The sequence below is a fragment of the Bradyrhizobium sp. P5_C12 genome (assembly GCF_054049735.1).
Window position 1 is genome coordinate 22,263 of sequence record NZ_JBFULU010000029.1, and the last position, 20,566, is coordinate 42,828.

At 64.3% G+C, this 20,566-nt stretch carries 17 protein-coding genes; 10 read left to right on the forward strand and 7 right to left on the reverse strand.

Annotated features, from left to right (window positions below; genetic code table 11):
• Positions 1–31: 31 nt before the first annotated feature.
• Together ACXJMY_RS24015 and ACXJMY_RS24020 are read right to left on the reverse strand one after the other, a co-directional pair.
• A complete protein-coding gene (locus tag ACXJMY_RS24015; protein WP_456621823.1) occupies positions 32–1,375 on the reverse strand; it encodes an extracellular solute-binding protein in 1,344 nt (447 codons plus the stop codon).
• 112 nt (positions 1,376–1,487) lie between these two features.
• Positions 1,488–2,525 (reverse strand): LacI family DNA-binding transcriptional regulator, encoded by a 1,038-nt coding sequence (locus ACXJMY_RS24020; RefSeq protein WP_456621824.1) that lies wholly within the window; start codon positions 2,523–2,525, stop codon positions 1,488–1,490.
• Between the two features lie 187 nt (positions 2,526–2,712).
• Between ACXJMY_RS24020 and ACXJMY_RS24025 the strand changes: the two genes are divergently transcribed.
• Genes ACXJMY_RS24025 through ACXJMY_RS24040 form a run of 4 tightly spaced genes read left to right on the forward strand, consistent with a single transcriptional unit; the run spans position 2,713 to position 6,638 of the window.
• Entirely contained in the window at positions 2,713–3,438 is a 726-nt protein-coding gene (locus ACXJMY_RS24025) for a 6-phosphogluconolactonase (protein ID WP_456621825.1), read from the forward strand.
• Positions 3,435–4,592, forward strand: coding sequence for an N-acetylglucosamine-6-phosphate deacetylase (locus ACXJMY_RS24030; RefSeq protein WP_456621826.1), 1,158 nt, complete (start codon positions 3,435–3,437; stop codon positions 4,590–4,592). The genes ACXJMY_RS24025 and ACXJMY_RS24030 overlap by 4 nt, the downstream gene beginning before the upstream one ends.
• Positions 4,589–5,641, forward strand: a complete 1,053-nt coding sequence (locus ACXJMY_RS24035; RefSeq protein ID WP_456621827.1) for a Gfo/Idh/MocA family protein — start codon at positions 4,589–4,591, stop codon at positions 5,639–5,641. Before ACXJMY_RS24030 ends, ACXJMY_RS24035 begins: the two co-directional genes overlap by 4 nt.
• Positions 5,628–6,638, forward strand: a complete 1,011-nt coding sequence (locus tag ACXJMY_RS24040; protein ID WP_456621882.1) for a Gfo/Idh/MocA family protein — start codon at positions 5,628–5,630, stop codon at positions 6,636–6,638. The genes ACXJMY_RS24035 and ACXJMY_RS24040 overlap by 14 nt, the downstream gene beginning before the upstream one ends.
• 43 nt (positions 6,639–6,681) lie before the next feature.
• Here ACXJMY_RS24040 and ACXJMY_RS24045 read toward each other — a convergent pair whose 3' ends face one another.
• The 3 genes from ACXJMY_RS24045 to ACXJMY_RS24055 are packed head-to-tail and all read right to left on the reverse strand — an operon-like array spanning position 6,682 to position 10,061.
• Positions 6,682–7,554: an ABC transporter permease gene (locus ACXJMY_RS24045; RefSeq protein WP_456621828.1), complete on the reverse strand. Its 873-nt coding sequence runs from the start codon at positions 7,552–7,554 to the stop codon at positions 6,682–6,684.
• Positions 7,551–8,492 (reverse strand): ABC transporter permease, encoded by a 942-nt coding sequence (locus ACXJMY_RS24050; RefSeq protein ID WP_456621829.1) that lies wholly within the window; start codon positions 8,490–8,492, stop codon positions 7,551–7,553. Before ACXJMY_RS24050 ends, ACXJMY_RS24045 begins: the two co-directional genes overlap by 4 nt.
• A 57-nt stretch (positions 8,493–8,549) precedes the next feature.
• Positions 8,550–10,061, reverse strand: coding sequence for an ABC transporter substrate-binding protein (locus ACXJMY_RS24055; protein WP_456621830.1), 1,512 nt, complete (start codon positions 10,059–10,061; stop codon positions 8,550–8,552).
• A 267-nt stretch (positions 10,062–10,328) separates the two neighbouring features.
• Here ACXJMY_RS24055 and ACXJMY_RS24060 point away from each other — a divergent pair, with 267 nt between their 5' ends.
• The 5 genes from ACXJMY_RS24060 to ACXJMY_RS24080 are packed head-to-tail and all read left to right on the forward strand — an operon-like array spanning position 10,329 to position 16,786.
• Positions 10,329–11,495: an ROK family protein gene (locus ACXJMY_RS24060; RefSeq protein WP_456621831.1), complete on the forward strand. Its 1,167-nt coding sequence runs from the start codon at positions 10,329–10,331 to the stop codon at positions 11,493–11,495.
• On the forward strand, positions 11,492–12,268 hold the full coding sequence (gene nagB, locus ACXJMY_RS24065; RefSeq protein WP_456621832.1) for a glucosamine-6-phosphate deaminase: 777 nt from the start codon (positions 11,492–11,494) through the stop codon (positions 12,266–12,268). The genes ACXJMY_RS24060 and nagB overlap by 4 nt, the downstream gene beginning before the upstream one ends.
• Before the next feature lie 20 nt (positions 12,269–12,288).
• Complete coding sequence (gene ggt / locus ACXJMY_RS24070; protein ID WP_456621833.1) at positions 12,289–13,860, forward strand: gamma-glutamyltransferase; 1,572 nt, start codon at positions 12,289–12,291, stop codon at positions 13,858–13,860.
• Between the two features lie 46 nt (positions 13,861–13,906).
• Positions 13,907–15,523, forward strand: a complete 1,617-nt coding sequence (locus ACXJMY_RS24075) for an ABC transporter ATP-binding protein (protein WP_456621883.1) — start codon at positions 13,907–13,909, stop codon at positions 15,521–15,523.
• A gap of 33 nt (positions 15,524–15,556) precedes the next feature.
• On the forward strand, positions 15,557–16,786 hold the full coding sequence (locus ACXJMY_RS24080) for a Gfo/Idh/MocA family protein (RefSeq protein WP_456621834.1): 1,230 nt from the start codon (positions 15,557–15,559) through the stop codon (positions 16,784–16,786).
• 63 nt (positions 16,787–16,849) lie between these two features.
• Here the strand turns inward: ACXJMY_RS24080 and ACXJMY_RS24085 are convergent, their stop codons facing one another.
• Positions 16,850–17,872 (reverse strand): glycoside hydrolase family 5 protein, encoded by a 1,023-nt coding sequence (locus tag ACXJMY_RS24085; RefSeq protein WP_456621835.1) that lies wholly within the window; start codon positions 17,870–17,872, stop codon positions 16,850–16,852.
• 20 nt (positions 17,873–17,892) lie between these two features.
• Positions 17,893–19,179, reverse strand: coding sequence for an O-antigen ligase family protein (locus ACXJMY_RS24090; protein ID WP_456621884.1), 1,287 nt, complete (start codon positions 19,177–19,179; stop codon positions 17,893–17,895).
• A gap of 225 nt (positions 19,180–19,404) precedes the next feature.
• Here ACXJMY_RS24090 and ACXJMY_RS24095 point away from each other — a divergent pair, with 225 nt between their 5' ends.
• On the forward strand, positions 19,405–20,541 hold the full coding sequence (locus ACXJMY_RS24095; protein WP_456621836.1) for a GNAT family N-acetyltransferase: 1,137 nt from the start codon (positions 19,405–19,407) through the stop codon (positions 20,539–20,541).
• Positions 20,542–20,566 lie beyond the last annotated feature (25 nt).

Below are 20,566 nucleotides of genomic sequence, written 5' to 3' on the forward strand. Positions count from 1 at the left end.
CGGATTGAGTGGGTCGCTTGTCGATGGAGGTCTAGGGTTTGGCCAGCAGGTCTTCCCGGGCGAGGATCTTGTCGCTTTCCTCGGCCGCAGACTTCAGGAAAGCATCGATCGCGGCATCGTTGCCCGCCAGCGACTTGTCGGTGAATGCCTTCTCCAGCCGTGCCGCAAGCCGGGTGAGGATTTCGCTCGCCGGGCTGATCGCCGGCACCGTGAAGAAGGCATAGTCGGCGGGAACGTTGACGAATGCACCGAGCTGCGGGATCTTTTTGAGGATCGCGGAGTAGTCGAGGCCCTTGCGGTTGGGGACCCAGGCCGTGTTCTCGAGCAGCCAGAGCAGGTTTTCCGGTTCATTTGCTTTTTGAACGAAATCCCAGGCGATCTGACTCTTGGGTCCCTTGTTCGGCACGTAGAGATCGACCGGGACCATCAGCGTGCCCTTGGGCAACGGGGCCGTGGCGTATTTGAGGCCGGGCGCCTTCTTTGCGATGTCGCCAATCACCCAGGATTCCCGGATGAACATCGCGGTCTGGCCGAGCTCGAAGGCTTCCGCATCCGCCTTCATCTCCGGCGACACCGTCCGGTAAACCACGACGTTGTCGAGATACTGCTTGAGTGCGTTGCGGCCGGGCTCGCTCGCATAGGCGGCGCGCCATTTTCCGCCCTTCTCCTCCAGCAGCGTCCCGCCGTGGTTATAGAGGATGGTCCAGTACTTCTCCGCGATGCCCGAGCCGCCGCCGCTGAGACGCAAGCTCCATCCGCTCACCGTCGGCACGCCGGAGGCGTCGCGTTGCGCGAGCTTCTGCGCGTAGGCCGTGTAGTCAGCCATGGTCTTGGGCGGGCCGTCGAGGCCGGCCTTGGCGAGCAATTCGGTGTTGTAGTACAGCGCGCCCTGCCCCTGAAACAACGGCACACCGAAGATCTTGCCGTCGTACATGGCGGTCTTCACACGCGTCATGTCGTAATTGGCTTTGACGAAATCGACGATCGACGCCGGCGGCTCCGGAATGACGCCGGCCTCGAGATACCGCGCCGCCTCGACCTCCATCTCGATGACGTCTCCCGCCGCGCCGGACGGAAGCGACAGCGCCAGCCGCTTCTCGTGCTCGCGCAGGGCAATGGCCTCGACGCTGACGTCGAGATCCGGATATTTGCTCTTCAGCTGGTCGCCGACGCGCTTGTAAAACGGGGCCAGATCAGGCCACCCGCTCCAGACGGTCAGCTTCTCCGCCGACGCGGGCGAAGCAAACACTGGCACAGCGACGGCGAGCGCCAGTGTCAGCGCTGCCGACACCCATGACCGACGACTCGGGGTCTCCCGGCGATAGCCATCCTCGGAAAGCGTGACATAGCCGAACCTGCCGACGGGCTTCACCATGAGGGTCACTCTCACATCAGGAATGGGACAAATCCTGCGAAAAAGCTCGCATGCAACCGGTTGCGTGTCAATTGCGATCCATTGCCGCTTTCTGAGGCCGTTGACCAAATCGTCAGCGGCTTCTCCGCTTCGCCGGGGCCGGGCCGGTGCTGGCACGAATGACGAGATGGGAATTCAGCTTGTGGCGGATCTCCCCCGACACGCCGCCACTCATCTGGCTGAGCAGGAGACCGACCGCGACATCGCCGGCATCGGCGCAGCGCGCCGACACGGTGGTGAGCGGCGGATAGGTGGTCTCACCGAGGACATCGTCGCAGCCGACGACACTGAACGATTTCGGCACCTCGACGTCGAGCGCCGCGAGCCCGGCCAGCAAGCCCTGAGCGACAAGGTCGTCGAACGCGATCGCGGCGGTGACGCCGCTGGCGACGATCTGGGTGGCGGCGAGCCGGCCGGTGTCGTAGGACGGCGGACGCGCGGGAACGGCGATCACCTTGAGCCCGCGCTTCTCCGCCTCGCGCCGGACGGCGTTGCGCCGTTGCTGGTTGGACCATGACGTCGTGGGGCCGCTGACATAGGCGATGTGCCGATGCCCCAGCTCGGCAAGATGCGCAATCGCAGCAGCCACCCCCGGCGCCGTGTCGATCAGGACCCGCGTAATGCCCTCGATATCGCGATTGATGAGCACCAGCGGCCGCCGCGTCGCGTAGCGGCGGATATGCTCTTCGTCCAGGCGGGACGAGGCGAGGACCAGCCCCTCCACCTGGCCGATGAAGCGGCCGACCAGCAATTCCTCGCGCGCGGGATCCTCGTCCGAATTGCCGAGGAAGACGCACAGCCCGGCCTGGTCGGCGCGCAATTGCGCGGCCCTGATCAGCGGCGGAAAGAACGGGTTCGCGACATCCGAGACGATGAGAGCGACATTGCCATGGCGCCCGGTCGACAGCGCGCGGGCGACCTGGTTCGGCACGTAGCCCAGCCTGTCGGCGACCTCCTTGACCCGCCGGACGGTCGCTTCGGTCAGCATCTCCGGCCGCGAGAAGGCGCGCGATACGGTCGCGCGCGAAACCCCGGAGGCTTTCGCCACCTGGCTGATCGTCGGCACGACCGATCGACGTGCTTCCCCGCCGCTATCGGAATCGCGCTTCACCGCAGGCCGCCTCCTCCGCATCGCATTCCACTACACATGCCTTGGCCGGGCCCGGGGCGCAAGCTTGACATGCAACCGGTTGCATTACATTCTCCGCTTGGGGTGACGGGCCAGCCCGGCAGGACCATGGATGAGCATGACGGCTTCGGTTACTCCCTCAATCGCGACATTTAAAACGCGGGATGCGATGGGCCGTGCGGCTGCTGCGGATGTCGCTGCGGCGCTGCGCGACCGCCTCGCCCGGCAGAGCACGGTACGGATGATATTTGCCGCGGCGCCGAGCCAGGCAGAGATGCTGGATGCCCTTGCACGCGAGCGCGATATCGACTGGCGGCGCGTCACCGCCTTTCACATGGACGAATATCTCGGACTTCCCGCCAATGCGCCGGAGCGTTTCGGGGCCTGGCTGACGCATCATTTGTTCTCGCGCATCACTTTCGGCGCCGTTCACCTGATCGGACAGGAACCGGATCCGGGGCGGGAAGCGGCGCGCTACGCGGCTCTTCTCAGCGAGGCCCCGATCGACATCATCTGCCTCGGCATCGGCGTCAACGGTCACCTCGCGTTCAATGATCCGCCGGTCGCCGACCTCTACGACACCAAGCAGGTCAAAATCGTCGAGCTCGACGCGGTCTGCCGCCAGCAGCAGGTCGACGATGGGTGCTTCCCGAGCCCCAGCGACGTCCCGACCCATGCGATCACGCTGACGATTCCGCGGCTGCTGGACGCCGGCCAGCTTTTTTGCGTCGTGCCCGGCGCGGCCAAGCGCGCCGCCGTGGAGCGATCCCTCTACGGCCCGATCGGGACGGCTTGCCCCGCGAGTGCGCTTCGCACACATCCGCGGTGCGCGCTGTATCTCGACCAGGATTCCACGCCGCCACGGCTCTCACTGCAAACACCGGCACGCGCATGACGGATCCGGCAACGCGCGTCTCGGGCCGCGATCCGGAGACCGGACAGCCCCGCACCATCGTCATTCGGGACGGCCGGATCTCGGACATCATTCCCGGCGGGCACGATGATGGACTGTGGCTGTCGCTCGGCCTGTTCGATCTGCAATTGAACGGCTTTGCGGGCTACGATCTCAATGCCCGCCCCGATCCCCAGACGGTCCGCGATCTCGTCACGGCCGTCCACAACAGCGGCGTGTCGCGTTTTGCCCCGACGCTGATCACGGCATCGCACGATGCGATCGTCGAGGCGCTGCGAGCCATTGCGCAGGCGCGCGACAGCGACCCTCTTCTCGAGCACGCGATGCCCTTCGTGCATGTTGAAGGACCGCATATCGCGCCGGAGGATGGTGCACGCGGTGCGCATCCGGCCGAGCATGTCAGGCCGCCGAGCCTCGATGAGTTCGACGCGTGGCAAGCGGCCTGCGGAAATCTCGTTGGCCTCGTGACACTGTCGCCGCACTGGCCGGAAACGGAAGCATATGTGCGCGGCCTTCACGCACGCGGCGTTCGTGTTGCGCTCGGCCATACCAACGCGACACCGGATCAGATTTCCGCAGCCGTCGCAGCGGGCGCAATATTGTCGACGCATCTTGGCAACGGCATCGCGGCCACGCTACCGCGACATCCCAACCCGATCTGGTCGCAACTGGCCGAGGACAGGCTGTGGGCGAGCTTCATCGCGGATGGCCATCACCTTCCCGCCGAGGCCTTCAAGGCCATGCTGCGTGCGAAGGGACTGGAGCGATCGATCCTGGTGTCGGACGCCGCCGCGCTCGCGGGGTGCGCGCCTGGAGTCTATGACGCGCCGATCGGCGGCAAAGTCGAGCTGAAAGCGAACGGCCGGCTCGAACTCGTCGGCACGTCCTTTCTGGCGGGGGCAGCCGTCAGCCTCGCGTTCGGAATTGCGACGGCCAGACGCATGGCCGGATTGACCCTGGCCGAGGCGCTGAGGCTGGCAACGATCAATCCGCGCATGCCGTTCGACCTTCCTGCGCTGACGGTGGGAGCACCGGCCGATCTGCTGCGTTTCCGGCTCGACGAGGATGGCTCTCTCGTGCCTGAGACAGTTTATGTCGCGGGCCGGCCTTCTCAACCCCTGAGGAATGAGACATGAACCGGCTTCGCATCGGGTTGATCGGTCCAGGCGCGATCGGTGAAACGCACGCGCGGGCGATACGGGCGCTCGACGAGACCGTCTTGTCCGCGATCGCCGGCGGCACGCCCGAGCAAATCGCAGCATGCCAGAATGGCGAACCCGTTCCGGCATTTGCAACCACCGACGCGATGCTGGCAAATGCCGAGATCGACGCGGTCGTGGTCTGCACCCCGAGCGGCGCTCACCATGACGTAGCCTTGGCTGCGATCGCGTCCGGACGGCACGTGCTTGTCGAGAAACCGCTCTGCGTCGATCCGACTGAGGCTGCATCCCTGGTCCGCGCCGCCGAGCGCTCGCGACTGACGTGCGGCGTGGTTTCGCAGCGCCGTCTCGAACCGCAGCACCAGGCGATCAAGTCCTTGCTCGACGCAGGCCATCTCGGACAGCCGCGCCTGATCGAGACGGCGATCCATTGGTACCGCTCCGACGCCTACTACGCGGAGAAGCCGTGGCGCAGCGAAGCGGAGCACGGCGGCGGCTCGCTGTTCAATCAGGGCGTTCACAATCTCGATCTGATGCTTTGGCTGTTCGGGACGGTGAAGAGTGTTCAGGGCAAAGCGGCAACGCTCGGGCACACACACGCCGTCGAGGACACGACGGCGGCGCTGCTCTCCTTCGCGTCCGGCACGCTCGGCGTGATCGTGACGAGCACGGCGCTGCCTCCGGGGCGGCCCGCCATGCTTCGGCTGTTCACGGACCGCGGCAGTTGTGAGCTCGCAAACGACAGCATCGTCCGCTGGGATTTTCCCGGCGTTGCGGAGCCGCCGAGCGCGGCCGCCGGGGTTGGAAGCGCCGCCAGCGATCCCAAAGCCATCGGGATCGAAGGACATATCGCGCAATGGCGCGACTTCGCCCAAGCCGTCCGGGAGCGACGGCCGCCCGCGAGCTCGTTCAGGGATGGATACGAAGCAGCGAGACTGGTTGACGCCATCTATCGCTCGGCCGCGGAAGGTCGCGCCGTCAGCCCCGGCGAGATCGCATCGGAGGTCATTCATGCCGGCGAGTAGCTCCGAGACACTCGACATCGCCATCATTGGCGCGGCCCACCCGCATGTCGAATACGTGCTTTCAGAGATTGCGAACCGAACCGACGTCAGGGTCGTGGCCGTCGCCGATCGTGACGCGACGCGGCGCGGCGAGCTCGAACGACGCACGATGGCGCCCGGCTACGCCGACCCGCATGCGCTTCTGGATGCGCATCAGGTTCAGGCCGCAGCGGTCTTCACCGAGTTCGGTCTTCGAGCACCGATCGTTGCCGAACTCTTGCGCCGCGGCATATTCGCGATCGCCGACAAGCCCATGGCCGTGACCATGGACCAGCTCGCGCTCATCGAAGAGGCGCTCGCCGGACGCAATTTGCTGACGCTTCTGCTCGAGAAGCGCTTCTATCCGGTCACGCTCGCGCTCCGCTCCATGATCCAAAGCGGCGAACTTGGAGACGTCGTATCCATCACCGCAACCGGGCCGCACAAGCTCGTCCCGAGCCGTCGTCCGGCATGGATGTTCGAGCCAGCGACTTATGGCGGCATCCTCGCCGATCTGACAGTCCACGACATTGATCTTGCGCTTTGGCTTACGGGGTACACCGGCGGTACGGTCAGCGGCTGGATCTCGCCGATGCCGGCTGCCGGCACGACGGACTTTCCCGCGCTCGGGCGTGCCATCCTCGCCTGCGATGGCGGCCCGCAATTCGTCATTGACGTCGACTGGATCCAGCCCGAAGCCTCGCCTCGGCATGGCGACTATGCCATGCGGATCTCCGGGACCAAGGGGCGTGCCGACGTTCTCTTCGCCGAAAATCGATTGCTGGTCGAGACGGCGACGAGACCCCGGCGCGAAGTCGACCTGCCCGCGGGCGCCTCGCCTGCCAGCTTCGCCTTCGATCATCTCGTCCGTGGCGAGATCTTGCAAATTCCAGCAACGGAGGCCCTGCGGGCCACTCGCATCGCAATACTTGCCCAGGAGAGTGCGGCGAACGGTGGGCAACCCATGCGATGGGGTTGAGCTTCCGCGCGACGGCCTCGCCGAACAGGAGCGCGTCTTCGATCTAGTTCCGGGGATTGAGAGCATCATTCAGGCCGTCACCCATCAGGTTGAAGCCGATGACGAGGGCAATGATCGCAAGCCCGGGCCACAATGCCATCCATGGCGCCTCGCCGAGAAATTGCCTGGCAACATCAAGCATGGCGCCCCAGGACGGGGCCGGAGGAAGCTGGCCAAGTCCCAGAAAGGCCAGGCTCGCCTCGGCGAGAACTGCAATCGCCATGGTCAGCGTCGCCTGCACAATCGTCGGCGCAAGCACGTTCGGCAGCACCTGCCCGGTCAGGATGGCGAAATGGCCGAGGCCTTGGGACCGGGCCGCCGCGATGTAGTCCTCGGTGCAGACAACCAGCGTCGCGGCACGCGCAACACGAACGAAAACCGGCACGGCGGAAATGCCGATGGCAATCATCGCATTTTGCAGGCTGGGGCCCAGGAACGCAGCGAGCGCAATCGCCAGTATCAGAAAGGGGCAAGCGAGCAGCGCATCGGCGAGGCGCGAGATCACCATGTCGGCGAGGCCGCCGAAATAGCCGGCGATGAGACCAAACGGGAGGCCGATCAGCACCGCGACCGTGACGGAGACCATGCCGGCGGCAAGCGAGGCTTGCGTGCCGAAGATCACGCGCGACAGCACGTCCCGACCGAGATCGTCGGTGCCGAACCAGTGTGCCGCACCGGGTGCCGCGCGAATCGCCATCCAGTCCGGCGAATTCGGATCGTACGGCGCAATCCACGAGGCAAACACCGCCAGCACGACGAAGAATAGAATGATCGTGGCGCCGATGACAGCGGAAGGTTCGCGCAACAGGCGACGAATCTCCGAAGGAGCGGCGGCGCGCGCCTGACTTGCGACCGGCGCCGTCTCAATTGAGCTCATGACCTGAGCCTCGGATTGAGCAGCACATAGGCGGCGTCGGCAATCAGGCTCATCAGCAGGAATACGGCCGCCGTGCAGAGCACGACCGCCTGAACCACGGCATAATCGCGGCTGAACACGCCGTCGACGACCATCTTGCCGAAACCCGGGATGGAAAAGACCTGCTCCGTCAGCACCGCGCCGGCCAGCAATTCGCCAAATTGCAACGTGCCCAGCGTGACGACCGGGATCAGCGCGTTCGGCAGCGCATGACGCAGCACGATGGTGCTTTCGCGGACGCCCTTGGCGCGGGCCGTGCGCACGTAGTCCTGCTTCATCGCCTCGATCATCGCGCCGCGGACATGGCGCATCATGATCGCAGCGGTGCCCGTGCCGAGCACCAAAGCGGGCATCAGCATCGAAAGCAGGTTGCCTCCCACGCTTTCAGACGGTGGAACGAAACCTCCGGCCGGAAGCCAGCCGAGATTCACCGAGAACAGAAGGATCAGCATAATCCCCAGCCAGAAATGCGGGATCGACAATCCGGCAAGCCCGAACAGACTGGCACCGTAGTCGAAGGGCGTCCCGCGCCCCAGCGCCGCGAAGATCCCGATCGGCAACCCGACGAGCAGTGCGACCAGCATCGACAGTATCGCGAGCTCAATGGTCACCGGCAATTTTTCCGCCAGCATGGTGCCGATCGGCAATCGGGTGCGTACCGAAGTGCCGAAGTCACCGTGCAGCAGGGCTTTCAGCCAGACGGCGTATTGCACCGGGATCGGATCATTGAAGCGATACTTCTGCCGAAGATACTCGACGACTTCGGGATTACGCTCTTCTCCGGCGAGCGCCAGCGCAGGATCGCCGGGCAGCAGTTTCTGCAGACCGAACACCATCATCGACACCAGCAACAGGGTCGGCAGCAGGACGGCAAGCCGGCGCAGAAGCAAGCTCTTCATCGGGGCAGACTGGTCCTCACCAGGGCAAGCGCGTCGGCGGGCGCGAGGCGTTGCGCATCAATTCACCGGCCTGACACCGACCAAACGCAAGAGACCGTCCGGCACCATGACGATGCCGCCGACCGATTTGCGGGCCGCAAAGAACCAGTTCGGGTGATGGAGGGGAATCGAGGAGAGCGCCGTCAGGTAAATGTCCGTCGCTTTGGCGTAGAGTGCCTTGCGCCTGGCTTCGTCAGCCTCGCCCCGGGCCTGGTTCAGGATCGCGTCGAGATCCTTGTTGCAGTACTTGTTGACGTTCTGGGAGCCCGCGCAACTGAAGAAGGCGACCAGCGTCGGGTCCGGGTCAGCCCGGCCGCTCCAGTTGCCGATATAGGCTTCGAAATTGCCGTTCAGGTAGCGCTCGATGGCCGTGGTCGTTTCCATGGGCAGCAGCTTGACGTCGAAGCCGGCCTCGCCCGCCATCGACTGTATGATCTGTGCGACCCGGGAATCGCCGGCCGTATTCTCGTACTGGAGCTCGACCGGCACGCGAGTCATCCCGGCGGCGGCAATCATGGCCTTGGCCTTGGCAACGTCGCGAGCCGGCGCCTTGTGCGCGCTGTCGTAGAACGGAGATGACGGCGGGATCATCTGGTTATCGGCCAAGAACTCGCCGTTGAAGGCAACGCGATTGATGACATTGCGATCGATCGCGAGCTCAAAGGCCTGACGCAGCGTCGCGTTCTTGCCCAGTGGCGTATCGGCCTTCGCGCCCGCGCCGACATTGAACATCAGATGCGAGACGGCAAGTCCCTTGCCGGAATGCAGGGCGAGGTTGGGATCGTCGCGCACGGTCTTGAGATCGGTCGGCGCGATACGCTCGGCGAGATCGAGATCGCCCGCCCGTACGCGCGACAACCGCACGGTCGAGTCGGGAACGTAGTAATAGACGACCTCGTCATAGCCGGCCGGTGCAGCGTTCCAGTAGCCGGGATATTTCTTGACGCGAATGAGGTCGCGCGACTTACGCTCGACAAATTGATACGGCCCGGCACAGACCGGCGCGGCGGCAAATTCCCCGGCTTTCTCCGTGGCAGCCTTGGGCGAGACCATCATGCCGGCACGATCGCTGAGATTGGCAAGCAGCGGCACGAACGGCTCGGACAGGTTGAACTTCACCTTGTCCGCGGCAAGCGCTTCGACGTTCGCGATCGGCGCCAGCTCGGCCTTGCGCTTGGAATCCGGCATCGTCTTCATGCGCTCGATATTGAACTTGACCGCCGCCGCATCGAACGCGGTGCCATCGTGGAACGTGACGTTCTTGCGCAGTGTGAAGGTGATCGACTTGCCGTCCGCGGCCCACTCCCATGCCTCTGCCAGCTGCGGCACGATCTTGAGGTCGGGGGAGATATCGACGAGCTTGTCGCACAGCGCGGCAAACACGAAGCGGCCTGCGTAAGTGCCGCTGAGCGCCGGGTCGAGCGCATCGGGATCGTCCTGAACGCCGACCCGCAATGTCACGGCACTCGCCGAGACAACGCCCGATGCGATCATCAGAATTGCCGCCAACGCCGTGCCCATCCGCTTCATACGGAATTCCTTTCGTCCCAAGGTTTCGTCCCAGGCTCTGYTGTCGAAGGACAAGACAAGCACGCCCAATTCAATTTGTAAATATCCCGAACAAATTGCCCCTACGACATGTAATTAAGTTACAATATGTCAGCCCATAGACGGGTAAAATCCGCACGCCACGCCCCTTGACTGCAAGCTCAGCGATGTATTAGTTCTGTATATTGACTAATTGGATCGAGGCTCATGCAAGACGCCCCCTCATCGCCCGTAGCGCGGCAGCAATCCGTGCGCCTCGTGGTTGAGCGCCTGCTGCGTGATCGCTCGGTATCGCGCGCCGAAATCGCCCGCAGCACGGGCCTGTCCAAGCAGACCATCTCCGAAGTGATGCGTGATCTCGAGCGCGACGGCTGGGTCCATGAGGACGGGCAAATTCAGGGCAGCGTGGGGAGAAGCGCCGTCACCTATGCGCTCCGGCCGGACGCCGCCTTCGTGCTGGGCATCGATCTTGGCGGCACGAAACTGCACATCGCACTTGCCGATCTGCACGGTGAGATCGTCGCCGAGAGCATCGAACCGACATCTAGCGACGGCGGCGCTGCCGTGGTCGCACAGATCGAGCGCATGAAGGATGCCCTGCTTCAGCGCGCGTCCGTATCGGCGCAACGTTTGCGCGGCGGCGTGATGGGAAGTCCGGGGATGGTCGACCCGGCGTCGGGCAGCATCGTGATCGCGCCCAATATCCCGGGACTGGATAGCCTGGACGTGAGGGCCGCGCTGCGCGAACGGCTCGGGATCGACGTCGCCATCGAGAATGACGTCAATCTCGCGGCAATCGGGGAGCATTGGCGCGGCAACAGCCGCAGGGCGCGCAGTTTCGCCTTCATCGCAGTCGGCACCGGCATCGGCATGGGCATCTTTTCCGACGGCTATCTCGTGCGCGGTGCACGCGGGGCGGCCGGCGAGATCGCCTACCTGCCGCTTGGGGGCGATCCCTACGATGCGCGCGGCCTTCGGTTCGGCACCCTGGAAACCGCCATCGGCAGTGCCGGCATCGTCGAACGTTATCTCGGGCTCGGCGGCAGCCCCGGCAGCACGGTGCGCGATGTCTTCGATCGGCTCGACATCGAGGAGGCGGCACGGATCACGATCGACGAGGTCAGCCGGATTCTCACGACCGCGATCCTGGCCGTGCACAGCATCCTCGATTCGGAGATCATCATCCTGGGGGGGAGCATCGGCGCACGGCCCGAGTTGAAGCTCCGGATCGATGAACATCTGGGACGCTGCATGCGCGAGCCCGTTCGTATCGAGCTCAGCGCGCTCGGCAATCGCGCCACGCTGATCGGTGCGATCGGCAGCGCGATCGACCTCGTGCATCGCTCGCTGTTTGGCATCGGCAGGGATGCCGGTCCATTGGCCCTTCCCGTCGCGGGGGCAAATGTCGCGGCATGAAAGAGCATGCGCCGAGAGTTGAGGTTGTAGGCAATGCTGGTGCCGTCGCCGAGCGCGCGGCCGCCCTTGTCATCGCCAGGCTGCAAGATCGGCAGCCTCTTACCCTCGGTCTTGCGACCGGCGCGACGATGACGCCAGTCTATGCCCGCCTCGTCGCCGCAACCCGCGCCGGCCTCATCTCCTTCCGAAAGGTGTCGAGTTTCAACCTCGATGAATATGTGGGCATCGCACCGCAATCGCCCGGAAGCTTCCATGCCTATATGCAGCAGCATCTGTTCAGGCATGTGGACATGGAATCCGGTCGGGCCAGGCTCCCCGATGGCACGGCCGACGATCTCGCCGCCGAGGCCGCGCGCTATGAGGCGCAGATTGCGGCTGCCGGTGGCATCGACCTGCTGCTCCTCGGCATCGGCGCCAACGGCCATATCGGCTTCAATGAGCCAGGTTCGGATTTCGCCTCACGTACCCGCGAAGTCAGACTCGACGAAGCAACCCGCATCGCGAATGCCGGCAATTTTCCCGATCCGGCGTCGGTTCCCGAACGTGCGATCACAATGGGCATAGCGACAATCCTGGAGGCTCGGAGCATCCTCCTTGTCGCCAGGGGACCGGAGAAAGCAGCCGCACTCGCAGCCGCGATCGAGGGTCCGATGACGGCAGCTTGTCCTGCCTCGGCGCTCCGCCTGCACGGCAACGTCGATATCCTCTGCGATGAACCGGCTGCCGCAGCCCTCGCCACGCGGCCCCACAACAACAATCGGAGAAGGGCATGAGCTGGGGACAGCGCGATTTCATGGTGCCGGGGCGCTCGCTGGGGGTGGGCGACCGGGGCATGGCCGCGACCTCTCATCCGGCTGTGACACTCGCTGCGGTCGAGATGCTGCGCAATGGCGGCAATGCCGTCGATGCCGCCATTGCCGCGATCGCCCTCCAGGGCGTCATCGATCCGCATATGACCGGCATCGGCGGCGACTGTTTTGCGATCTATGCTCCCGCCTCCGGCAAACCCGTCGCTGTCAACGGCTCCGGCCGGGCGCCGGCGAAGGCCGAACTCGGCTGGTTTCGGCAACGGGGGCTGGCGTCGATCCCGGACCATTCACCCCTTGCCGTCACGGTTCCGGGTGCGGTCGATGCCTGGTGCCGCCTCTCTGCCGACCATGGTTCAAAAGGCCTTGACGAGGTTCTGGCGCCCGCCATCCGCGCGGCCGAGACCGGCTTTGTGGTCACGCCCCGCGCCGCGCTGGATTGGGCTCGCTACGCCGATCGCATCGAACGACATCAGACTGGCGTACCGGTCTATCTGCCCGGCGGCACTGCGCCCGCCGTCGGCAGCAAGCTCAGCCATCCCGCACTCGGCGCGACGCTGCGCCGGATTGCACGCGAGGGACGCGCCGCCTTTTACGAAGGTGCCGTCGCCGAAGAAATCGTCGCAACATTGAAGGCGCTGGGCGGGGTGATGCAGCTTGAAGATCTGGCAAGCGCCCGATCGGAGTACGTCGAGCCGATCAGCGCCGACTATCGCGATCATCAAATCCTGCAATGTCCGCCGAACGGACAGGGCGTCGCGGCGCTGCTGATCGCCCGCATCCTTGCCGGCTTTGACATGGCCGACCCCGCGCTCGGCGAGACGGATCGCATTCACCTCCTTGCCGAGGCAACCAAGGCAGCCTACCGGCAGCGTGACGCGCTGGTCGCCGATCCGGCATTCCGTCCGCTCGATGTCGACGCGCTGCTCTCGGAGGCGTCAGTCGCGGCATTGCGCTCCTCCATCGACCGGAAGCGTGCCAGCGCGCCGGCGGATTTCGACATGCCTGTTCATCGTGACACGGCTTACGTTGCAGTCGCCGACCGCGACGGCAACATGGTGTCCTTCATCAATTCGCTGTTCTTCGCCTTCGGCAGCGGCATCTACGCCCCTCGCGCGGGCGTGCTGTTGCAGAACCGAGGTTCGGGATTCTCCCTCTTCGAAGGACATCCCAATGCCATCGCGCCGCGAAAGCGTCCCTTTCACACCATCATTCCGGGTCTGCTGGCGCAGCATGGCAAGCCGATCATGGCCTTTGGCGTCATGGGTGGACAATACCAGGCGGCGGGACATATGCAGATACTGGGCGGCGTGCTCGATCGTGGGCTCGACATTCAGCAGTCTTCGGACGTGCCGCGCAGCTTTGCGTTCGATGGCACGCTGACGCTCGAACCCACGATTCCCGGGGCTGTCGCCGACGACTTAATTGCGCGCGGTCATCGCGTGGTCTGGGCGGACGAACCGCTTGGAGGTTGTCAAGCCGTGCACGTCGATCCTTCCCGGGGCGTCATCTTCGGCGCGTCGGACCATCGCAAGGACGGCATCGCACTGGCAGCGTGACCAGGATGAGAAAGACCGCAATGTCGGATCGGACAGCATGAGCGAGATGGCAGAGGCGATCCTGACGATCGAGCGGCTGACGCTGGCGCTGCCCGCCGGCGCGGATCGTGCCTCTGCCGTCGAGGACGTTTCACTTGCCCTGTATCCGCGGCAGATCCTCTGCGTCGTCGGTGAATCCGGCTCCGGTAAATCGGTCTGCGCCGCTGCCGTGATGGGCCTGCTGCCCCAGGCCATTCGTCCGGTTGCAGGGGCCATTCACTTTGAGGGCCGCGATCTGCTGAACCTCCCGGCAGCAGAATGGCGGACGCTGCGCGGGCGACGCATCGCGATGATCTTTCAGGAACCGATGACGGCGCTCAATCCCGTGATCAGGATCGGCGACCAGATCATGGAAGCGTTCGAGGCGCACGACCAGTTCACGCCAACCGAGCGGCGCGCCCACCTGCTCGCCCTCCTCGAAGAGGTGGGCATGCGCGATCCGGAGCGGATCATCCGCAGCTACCCGCATCAGTTGTCGGGTGGCCAGCGTCAGCGCGCCATGATCGCCATGGCCCTCGCGCTCGAACCATCGATCCTGGTCGCGGACGAACCAACCACGGCACTCGACGTCACCACACAGGCGCAAATCCTTCGGTTGATCCGAGACATTCAGCAGCGGCGCGGCATGGCAGTGCTGTTCATCACGCATGATTTCGGCGTCGTCGCCGACATCGCTGACCGCGTCGCGGTCATGGAGAAGGGCCGCGTCGTCGAACAGGGGCCAATGGAGGACGTGCTCGAACGCCCGCAGCATCCCTATACGCGTCGGCTGCTCGCCGCGGTGCCCGGCGGGACCCCGCCGGTCCGGGCCGCGGTCGAGGACGAACCGATCGCCTGCGCTGCAACTGGACTTGCGAAGACCTATCGTGGCAACGACTGGTTCAGCTCGCAGACCGAGGTCGCAGCCGCGAAGAACGTGCACTTCGAAATCAGGCGCGGCGAGACGCTTGGCCTGGTTGGGGAGTCCGGCTCGGGCAAGAGCACGATCGGCCGGCTGGTGATGCGTCTGACCGACGCGGATGCGGGCGTGGTCCGCATCGGCGAACTGGATTTCTCCGCGGCCCGTGGGGCCCGCCTGCGGGCCGCCCGCAAGCACGTCCAGATGGTGTTCCAGGATCCCTTCGCCTCGCTCAATCCGCGTCGCCGCGTCGGGCGGATTATCGCCGACGGACCGATCGCGCATGGTGTCCCGAAGGCGGAGGCCTGCGCGCGTGCCGAGGAACTGCTGGCGCTCGTGGGTCTCGACCCAAGCGCGGCGCGACGCTTTCCGCACGAATTCTCAGGAGGGCAACGGCAGCGGATCGGAATTGCGCGCGCGCTGGCGCTCGACCCGGAGGTGCTGGTGGCCGACGAGCCGGTGTCGGCGCTCGACGTCTCGGTCCAGGCGCAGGTGCTCGCCTTGCTCGAGACATTGAAGGCGCGGCTGCGGCTGGCGGTGCTGTTCATCACCCACGATCTCAACGTCGCGGCCCAGGTCTGTGATCGGATCGCAGTGATGCGCCTCGGCGAGATCGTCGAGATCAGGCCGACGGCAGACCTGCTGAAACGGCCGGAGCATCCCTATACGCAGGCGCTGCTGGCCGCGATCCCGGGCAGGCAACGCAGAACACCCACGTCGGTCTGAACCACCGCATTCTCATTGAAGGAGGTCTCTGACATGCAGAAGCTCACGGAACTTCCACAGCTGCGCATCGGCCTTGTCGGCAGCGGCTTCATCGCCGCGTTCCATCTGCAGTCCATGCTCGGCGTGCGCAACGTCAGCGTCGGCGGCGTCTACAGCCGCTCCGCCGAGCGGCGCACGCGCATCGCGGACAAGGCGCGCAGTCTTGGCCTTGGGCCGGCGCGGGTGTTCGACAGCATCGAAGCGATGGCAATGTCCGGCGAGGTCGATGCGCTTTGGCTGCTGACGCCGAACGACAGCCGTCTCGACATCATGCGCGAGATCCACCGCGTGACCAAGGCCGGGGCTCCCCTGCGCGCCATTGCCTGCGAAAAGCCGCTCGCCCGCACGCTTGCCGAAGCGCGGGAGATGCGCAGGCTCGTCGAGGATGCGGGCCTGCTTCATGGCTATCTGGAGAACCAGCTTTTCTCGACCGCGGTCGTGCGCGGCAAGGACATCATCTGGCGGCGGGCGGTACCCGGAAGTGGACGCCCCTATCTCGCGCGTGCCGCCGAGGAGCATTCAGGACCGCACGAGCCATGGTTCTGGCAAGGCGACAAGCAAGGAGGGGGCGTGCTCTCCGACATGATGTGCCATTCAGTCGAGGTCGCACGCTTCATGCTGACCGCGCCCGGCGCAAAGCGCGACTCCTTGCGGCTGCTCAGCGCCAGCGCCACGACGGCCAATCTCAAATGGACGCGCCCCCACTACGCTGCCGACCTCAAGACGCGAATGGGGGTCGATTTCATCAAACGTCCGGTCGAGGATTTCGCGCGCGGGATGCTCACGCTGGAAGATGCCGACGGGCATCAATTGATGATCGAGGCGACAACCTCATGGGCCTATGTCGGCGCCGGCTTGCGCATCCAGCTTGAATTGCTTGGCCCCGAATATTCGATGGAGTTCTCCTCGCTCTCGACTGGCCTCAAGGTCTTCCTCTCCCGCGCGATCAGCGGATCAGAGGGCGAGGACCTCGTCGAGAAGCAGAATTCCGAGCAGGGTCTGATGCCGGTCGTCGAGGACGAAGCCGGCATTTACGGCTACACCGATGAGAACCGCCATATGGTGGAGGCATTCAGGCGAGGCATCGATCCGGCGGAAACCTTCGATGACGGGGTCGGCGTGATGGAAATGCTGATGGGACTCTATCGCTCGGCGGAACTTGGCCGGACCATCTATTTCCCGGATCCCGAGCTCGAACACTATGTTCCTCGCGTGGCTCGCTGACGGCGTGAAGCCCTGTCCTTGGCAAGGCCGCACTGCCGCGGCACCGGGTTCGGCGCCGCCGCTTCAATGCGGCATCGGGATCAGGGCGCGCAGGAGGTCCGGCTTCCAGGCCTGACGCGCGCTGTCGAAGATCGCGAAATCATGGTCGAACTGCCAATAGGCCCATGCCCAGCCGAGCCTGTCGGCGCTTCTCGCCACAAACGACAGGTATTTTACGCGACTGTCGGATGGAGCACGCTCGTACACACCGAACTCACCGAGGTAGATGGGACGCTTCTCTCTCTCCGCCCAGTGACTCATCTTCCTGAAATCGGCCGCAGCCTTCGCCTCGTCGTCCGGACTGCCCCAATCCAGGGGCCCGATCCGCGAAAACGTTTGTGACCAGGGCGCGCCCTGATGCGTGAATCGGATCGGCGCGTAATAATGAAAGGTGACAATGAGGTGCCTGTCATCGGCCGGCAGAACCAGCTCGTCGACGGGGATCTCATCCGTGTTGAGAACGGCGGCAACGACCGGCCGCTCGGGATTGGTGCGGCGGATGATGCCGAGACATTCATTGAGCAGCGCATTCCAGGCGGCGGACGTCATCTGTCCGCCAGGCTCATTCAAGACCTCGAAGACGAGCGCCGGATATCTGCCGGCGTAGCGCTCGGCGATCTGCCGCCAGAACGCCTTGAGCTTGTCGGCGCACTCGGAAACGTCGCGTTGGCAAAGGTAAGTATCGTGCTCGTCGACGATGGGAATGAGGCCCCTCGCGAGAACCTCTTCGATGACGGCGTCAAGCCGCCTCAGGACAATCTCATCCAGGACATTCCCCACGCCCATGAACTTGAAGCCGAAGAAATTGATCCTGACGTGCGAGAACCCGGCCTTCTTGATTGCCGTCAAATTGTCCAGGCGGAATGGCGCGTTCTGACCTCCTTCCCAGATCCCGTCATAGCCGAGAATGTTGATGCCACGCCCCAATCGCGGCGTGTCACGGGAAGCGGCCTGCTCGGCAGCGTGCGCGTGGGAGAATAGCGAGAGAAAAAATGCCGTTGCTGCAAGATTGAAGCTTCTCGGCCAGCGAGCGCGTATGGCGGTCATCTTGCGTCCATTCGGAGTGACTAGAGTTCTGTCTGTGGCACAGGTCGACACGTCGCAAAGAAGAACCCCACCAGGAGCACCGACGTGAACATCGTCGAGCGAAGGAATGTCGTCTCCGTGAAGTTGGTCTGAAAGCTCAGGACGACAAATCCGATGATGAGCGCACAGTGCGACCGGTCGATCGCGCGAGCGGAAATCAGATAGAGGATCTTGCTCGAGAACAGCAGCACGCTCGCGGCAAACAGCGTGTACCCCAACAATCCCGTTTCGATCAGGATCGCGATGTAGCCGCTGTGATAATTGTCGAGCACCCAGCCGCGGCTCTGTTCGAAATAATCGTAGATCGACGGGATCGTCCAAAATCCGTTGATCCCGAAGCCGAGCAGCGGCGCGTCGTCAAAATGGCTGATCGCGTAGTGCCAGATGAAGGTCCGTTCGGTAAAATCGATGCTGGCGTCGCCGATATGGATGGCGTCATATCCCGTCGCATAAAAATACAGGATCAGGAAGCCGGCCAGAATGCACATGACGAACGGCAGGAGCGCATAGAGCCTCATGCAGCCGACCGACCACATCGAGGTCACGAGCAGTGCGCAGGCAGCCAGGGCAACGGCACCGGCGCCGCGCGATTCCGACGCGAGGACGCAAATTGACGCCAGCAGGAATACCACGAGAAAGGCCAGCCATCCCTGCCCTGTCATCTTCCGGTAGCAGGTCAGGAACATCAGATACGCGCCGACGAAGCCCAGCGTCTGCTTCGATTCGTAGACGCCCTGCCATTGACCGTTGTGCATCCAGCTGTGGTCTATCCCGATGTCGGGCACCGCAACCGCGAAGAATGCCGATGCGGCGACCAATATGAAAAGTCCAAGGGCCGTCGCCCTTACGACCTCGTCCATGTCGATACGCGTGACGAGGCAGAATGCGCCGAAGGTCGTCATCGCGAGCGCCGCGCTCTTCATGATCGCTGCGACGCTCAGGCTGGACCAGAACACCGAGGCGACGGCGAAGGTGTAGAATGCGACCAGCGCGATCAAGTCGGGGTTGAACTGCAACCGCAGACGCGGGCGCACGAACGCGCTTGCGTAGATCAGGACGACCCACATCAGAATCGCGACGGCCTGTTGCAGATAGGTCAGCTCTGCCGGCAGCAGCGCGGTGTTGAAGGTGCCCATCGATGCGACCACGTTGATCGTGATCGAGCAGCTGATCGCGGCCCTCGCAATCCCCTCGACGCCAGCGCTGCGCGTCGTCCAGATCGCGCTCCCGGGTGCCCCGGAATCCACCTCGGTGTGCAGGCTGGCCATGAAATGACCTTCCTTAGGCGCGGTTAATAATTTGCTAGCGCAGCTCGATCTCCCTGTGCGAGGCACCTCGCCCGCGACATTTAACGGTTTGGTAACGATACGCACCCGGCTCGATGCATTAATGCAGATTGCACGCCGCCGGTGTCTCGCCGGTAACGCACCTGCTATAAAGCGCAGACCCGGCTCGATCGATCTTCCCGGCTTATCTGGTGTCCCTGGTTACGCATGAACAGGCTTAGCAATACGTTCGACATCGCCATCGAGCAGGCGTTCGACTTTCTGTCTCCGGACTACGCAGAGCTGTTTGGCAACTCGGCCGCCACCGCGTTCCAGCATCCCCTCTGGCTGGATAGCCTCTACACCAGGCTCGCCTCTCATGCGGAGGCAACCCCTCTGGTTGTCGTGGTCCGCCACCGCCCGACCGGCAGGCTTGCGATGGTGCTGCCGTTGCTGCGGGTCAGGCGCGGTCCGATACGGACCGTCGAATTCGCCGACCTCCGCGTCTCCGACTATCTGGCGCCAGTGTGCAGCCCACACGTATTTTCCGACCTGCTCAAGGACGAAAGCGCGTGCGCGGAGATTCGGTGCCTCGTCCGCCCGTTCGACCTGCTCCGGATGACCAAGCTGCCGGACGGACGGCTTCCGATCGAGAACCTCCTGGCCGCGCCCCGCCGCGTCGCGATGGACACCAATGCCTATGCGACCGTTCTCGTCGCGCCGTTCGAGCAATGGCGAGCCAGTGCGATGGATCGCTCCTATCAGAAGGAGCTCGCAAAAAAATACCGGCAGCTCCAGAAGAAGGGCGCGCTCGGCTTTTCATGCTGCGATGACGGCGCCGCCGTGCGCGACGCGATGGACGTGATGAAGAAGTTTCGCGGTCCGCGCTTTCAGGCACAAGGCGACGGAGATCTGCTGCAGCGTCCCGAATATTACGGCTTCTATTCCGACGTGGCGCTCCGCGGTCTCGGCTCCTTTGTCCGGCTCTATACCATGAAGATGGATGGCGAGGTGATCGCCGCCGTGCTCGGACTTTGCCATCAGGGCAGCTTCCTCGTCATCATGAGCGCCTTCGACATTGCCGGATACAAGAGCCAGTCCCTCGGCGCGCTGATGTTCGAGCAGGTGGCGCGGGATTGCATCGAGCGCGGTGATCAGATGCTCGATTTCACCATCGGCGACGAGCCCTACAAGAAACTGTTCGGCGCGCAGCCTTCGCCGATGTGGGCGGTCACGCAGGCCGGCAGCACGGCAGGCGCCATATCCTTGTTCGCACTGAAGCAGGCTCCCTGGCTCAAACTGGCCGCCAAGCGAATGTCGGAGTTCAGGCTCCTGCCGACCCGCACCTCGACACCCACGCGCTGACCGGCGCTAGCCGCCGACGGGTGCA

What these genes read in the sequence shown, in the direction of transcription:
- ACXJMY_RS24015 (WP_456621823.1), bottom strand. Translation starts at nt 1,375, where the DNA reads ATGGTGAAGCCCGTCGGCAGGTTCGGCTATGTCACGCTTTCCGAGGAT.
- ACXJMY_RS24025 (WP_456621825.1), top strand. Translation starts at nt 2,713, where the DNA reads ATGGGCCGTGCGGCTGCTGCGGATGTCGCTGCGGCGCTGCGCGACCGC.
- ACXJMY_RS24030 (WP_456621826.1), top strand. Translation starts at nt 3,435, where the DNA reads ATGACGGATCCGGCAACGCGCGTCTCGGGCCGCGATCCGGAGACCGGA.
- ACXJMY_RS24035 (WP_456621827.1), top strand. Translation starts at nt 4,589, where the DNA reads ATGAACCGGCTTCGCATCGGGTTGATCGGTCCAGGCGCGATCGGTGAA.
- ACXJMY_RS24040 (WP_456621882.1), top strand. Translation starts at nt 5,628, where the DNA reads ATGCCGGCGAGTAGCTCCGAGACACTCGACATCGCCATCATTGGCGCG.
- ACXJMY_RS24045 (WP_456621828.1), bottom strand. Translation starts at nt 7,554, where the DNA reads ATGAGCTCAATTGAGACGGCGCCGGTCGCAAGTCAGGCGCGCGCCGCC.
- ACXJMY_RS24050 (WP_456621829.1), bottom strand. Translation starts at nt 8,492, where the DNA reads ATGAAGAGCTTGCTTCTGCGCCGGCTTGCCGTCCTGCTGCCGACCCTG.
- ACXJMY_RS24055 (WP_456621830.1), bottom strand. Translation starts at nt 10,061, where the DNA reads ATGAAGCGGATGGGCACGGCGTTGGCGGCAATTCTGATGATCGCATCG.
- nagB (WP_456621832.1), top strand. Translation starts at nt 11,492, where the DNA reads ATGAAAGAGCATGCGCCGAGAGTTGAGGTTGTAGGCAATGCTGGTGCC.
- ggt (WP_456621833.1), top strand. Translation starts at nt 12,289, where the DNA reads ATGGTGCCGGGGCGCTCGCTGGGGGTGGGCGACCGGGGCATGGCCGCG.
- ACXJMY_RS24075 (WP_456621883.1), top strand. Translation starts at nt 13,907, where the DNA reads ATGGCAGAGGCGATCCTGACGATCGAGCGGCTGACGCTGGCGCTGCCC.
- ACXJMY_RS24080 (WP_456621834.1), top strand. Translation starts at nt 15,557, where the DNA reads ATGCAGAAGCTCACGGAACTTCCACAGCTGCGCATCGGCCTTGTCGGC.
- ACXJMY_RS24085 (WP_456621835.1), bottom strand. Translation starts at nt 17,872, where the DNA reads ATGACCGCCATACGCGCTCGCTGGCCGAGAAGCTTCAATCTTGCAGCA.
- ACXJMY_RS24090 (WP_456621884.1), bottom strand. Translation starts at nt 19,179, where the DNA reads ATGGCCAGCCTGCACACCGAGGTGGATTCCGGGGCACCCGGGAGCGCG.
- ACXJMY_RS24095 (WP_456621836.1), top strand. Translation starts at nt 19,405, where the DNA reads ATGAACAGGCTTAGCAATACGTTCGACATCGCCATCGAGCAGGCGTTC.